Source organism: Bradyrhizobium sp. S3.2.6, from assembly GCF_040546885.1.
GTDB classification, from domain to species: domain Bacteria; phylum Pseudomonadota; class Alphaproteobacteria; order Rhizobiales; family Xanthobacteraceae; genus Bradyrhizobium; species Bradyrhizobium cytisi.
Window position 1 is genome coordinate 1 of record NZ_JBEPOS010000059.1, and the last position, 3,348, is coordinate 3,348.

The 3,348-nt window shown below is 63.1% G+C and carries 3 protein-coding genes; all 3 read left to right on the top strand.

The genetic code is table 11. The features are described from left to right. Nucleotides 1-120: 120 nt before the first annotated feature. Genes ABID58_RS37235 through ABID58_RS37245 form a run of 3 tightly spaced genes read left to right on the top strand, consistent with a single transcriptional unit; the run spans nucleotide 121 to nucleotide 3,259 of the window. Nucleotides 121-1,332, top strand: a complete 1,212-nt coding sequence (locus ABID58_RS37235; RefSeq protein WP_354037791.1) for a tyrosine-type recombinase/integrase — start codon at nucleotides 121-123, stop codon at nucleotides 1,330-1,332. Beyond that, the gene (locus ABID58_RS37240; protein WP_354037792.1) at nucleotides 1,329-2,270 is read left to right on the top strand and encodes a tyrosine-type recombinase/integrase; all 942 of its coding nucleotides are present in this window, start codon (nucleotides 1,329-1,331) and stop codon (nucleotides 2,268-2,270) included. Before ABID58_RS37235 ends, ABID58_RS37240 begins: the two co-directional genes overlap by 4 nt. After that, on the top strand, nucleotides 2,267-3,259 hold the full coding sequence (locus ABID58_RS37245) for a tyrosine-type recombinase/integrase (protein ID WP_247297730.1): 993 nt from the start codon (nucleotides 2,267-2,269) through the stop codon (nucleotides 3,257-3,259). The genes ABID58_RS37240 and ABID58_RS37245 overlap by 4 nt, the downstream gene beginning before the upstream one ends. The last annotated feature ends 89 nt before the right edge of the window (nucleotides 3,260-3,348 follow it).

Sequence of the window (3,348 nt, forward strand, 5' to 3'; positions counted from 1 at the left end):
GCATAATGCCGCGATCCAGATTATGCCGCATCTGCTCGGCTGGGCCCGGTTGGCGGCATGATCCCGCCAATCCCATTCGGCATAATCTTCGTCGCTCCAACAACAAGGAGCACGAAGATCATGTCTCAATATTTGCAGACCTGCATCGAGCCGCATCTTGGCTCGTTCGCAGCGAGTTTTGCGGCGGAGAATTACAGCGCCGGCACGGTCAAGACCTACCTATCGATCCTACGAAAGGTGGGTCACGCGATGGATGTCCAGGGCATCGGTCCTTCAGCGTTGACGCTCGATATGGCCGAGCATCTGGGACGCAAGGTGCCGCGTAAGAAAACCGGCACGATATGGCCGTATAGGTTGGTCCGCCGGTTCGCGCAGCATCTTCTCGATATCGGCGTGACGCATCCAGTGCCGTTGAGCGAGGCGCAGCAAGCGCGTGCGGCCCTACTGGCGGACTTCGAGACCTATTTGGTCAAGCATCGCGGCCTTAGCCCGCGGACGATCTATCACACGCTGCGGTTCGCCAACCGGTTCCTCGATCATCGCTTTGGCGATGCGATGGTTGATCCGGGGCGGTTGCGGCCCGCCGACGTGATCAGCTTCCTTAAGCACGTAATGGCAAGTGCGCGGCGCGACAAGACGGTAGCGACGCATGTTCGTATCTTCCTGCAATATCTGTTCGGCAGTGGCGCGACAGCGACCAATCTAGCTCTGAGTCTGCCTAGAACGGCGAAACGCTGGGGAGCACGACTGCCGCGCCATCTGGTGCCCGAGGGCGTTGAGGCGGTGCTCGCCTGCGTGCGCCACAACCCGCGGCACGGGGCTCGGGACTATGCGATGCTGCTCATCATGGCCCGGCTTGGCTTGCGTGCTGCCGAGGTCATCGCGATCCGGTTGGACGACGTCGACTGGCGCGCGGGCGAACTCTTGGTTCGTGGCAAGGGCAAACTCCACGATCGCGTGCCGATCAGCTCGGAGGTTGGCGATGCGCTGAGCCGCTATCTGCGCGAGGAGCGCGGCCCCACGTCCTGCCGCATGATGTTCGTTACCCATCGCGCGCCACATCGTCCGTTCAATGACGGCCAAATCGTCAACGCCGTCCTAAAGGATGCCCTGAAGGCGACCGGCCAGAAACCGGTGACGCCCTATGTGGGATCGCACCTGCTGCGTCATAGCCTTGCGGTCCAGTTGGTGAACTCGGGTGCATCGCTCGACGAGGTGGGCGACGTGCTGCGGCATCGCTCACGCACATCGACCATGATATATGCCCGTCTCGACATAGATGGGCTGCGATCGATAGCAATGCCCTGGCCCGTAGTGGGAGGCGCGCAATGAGCCTCACCTCCCAACTCGATCGCTATCTGGCCGTGCGGCGCAGCCTCGGCTACGACCTGAGCACCAGCGAGCGCATCCTCCGCCGCTTCACGCGGTTTGCCGACCGCGAGCGTGCGACGCATATCGACACGGCGCTGTTCCTGCGCTGGCATGCTACGCTCGACGAGGCCAACGGCAGGACGCGAGCGGCGCGGCTTACCGTCGTGCGCCTCTTCGCGCAGTGGCTAAGTAGCTTCGATCTGGCGCATGAAGCCCCGCCCCGGGCATTGTTGCCGAATACCGTGATGCGCTCCCGACCGTATATCTACAGCGACGCGGAAGTCGCTTCGATCATCGCGGCCGCAATGGCACTTCCGTCGATTTGCGGATTGCGCGGGCTGACCTGCTCGACGCTGTTCGCACTCATCGCGATCACGGGCCTGCGCGTCAGCGAGGCGCTCGCGCTCGATGGAGACGACCTCGATGCCGATAATGGTGCGTTACGCGTCCGACAAGGTAAGAACGGTAAGGAGCGACTGCTGCCGCTCGACCCCAGCGCCGTCGAGCGACTGCTAGACTATCGCGTCAAACGCGACCGGTTGATCGGTCATCCGGCGAAGCCGATGTTCATAACTGACAAGGCGACTCGGCTCACCGACTGTGGGGCCCGCTACAACTTTGCGCAAGCATGCCAGCAGATCGGATTGCGATCCGAGCAGCAGTACCAGCGGCACGGCCGGGGACCGCGCATCCACGACCTGCGCCACACCTTCGCCGTGCGTACGATGATCAACTGGTACCGGACTGGCAAGGACCCGGCGCGCAAGATGATCCGGCTGACGACCTATCTGGGTCATAGCAACCCTTCTGGAACATATTGGTATCTGGAGGCGGTCCCGGAGCTGCTCGATCTAGCGATGGGCCGCGCCACCGCGAGCGGCGGGGAGATGGCACAATGAGCACCATCGCCTTACCTGCGCTGATCCAGCGCTTCTTCACCGAGCGGCTTTGCACGCAACTGGAGGCGAGCCGACATACGGTCGCTGGCTATCGCGATACGTTCCGGCTACTGCTCAGGTACGCGAGCACTCGCCGCAACAAGCCGCCAGTCAACCTGACGGTCGAAGATATCGACGCCGATCTGGTCGCGGACTTCCTCGCCCATACCGAGACCACGCGGGGCAATAGCGCCCGCAGCCGCAACACCCGGCTTGCGGCGATCCGATCGTTCTTCCGCTTCGTCGCGATGACCGATCCGACCTGGCTACTACACTGCCAGCGTATCCTGGCCATGCCCAACAAGCGCTATGTGAAGCGTGCAGTTACGTTCCTCGATGCCGAAGAGATGGCGGCGTTGCTGGCGGCTCCGGATCGCACCACATGGGCGGGCCGGCGCGATCATGCTCTGCTGTTGCTCGCAATCCAGACAGGCCTGCGAGCTTCCGAACTGGTCGGCCTTACCCGGGGCGATGTCGCGCTTGGAACCGGCGCTCACATCCGTTGCATGGGCAAGGGCCGCAAGGAGCGCGCCACCCCACTTCGCCGCGAGACAGCCAAGCTGCTGGCGACGTGGATCGGCAACGACAAAGACCAGAGCAAGCCGCTGTTCCCGTCGATCCGGGGCGAACGGCTGAGCCGTGACGCTCTTGAGCATCTGGTCCGCAAGCACTGCCTCACGGCGTCGCGCGCGTGCCCGAGCATCGGCACCAAGCGGGTCACACCGCATACGCTGCGCCACAGCACGGCGATGGACCTGCTCCATCATGGCGTCGATCCTGCGGTGATCGCGCTCTGGCTTGGTCACGAGAACGTCGAGACCACCCAGATCTACATCCACGCCGATATGCGGATGAAGGAAAAGGCGCTCGCTCTCGTCGCCGCACCATCCGCGCCGCCGGGTCGGTTCCGGCCGGACGACAAACTGCTCGCGTTCCTTGAAGGGCTCTGATTATGCCGAACAGCCGCATGGCCAACACCGGGATATCCAGCCTCCAACAGAGGCCATGCGGCATAATCTGGATCGCGGCATTATGACCG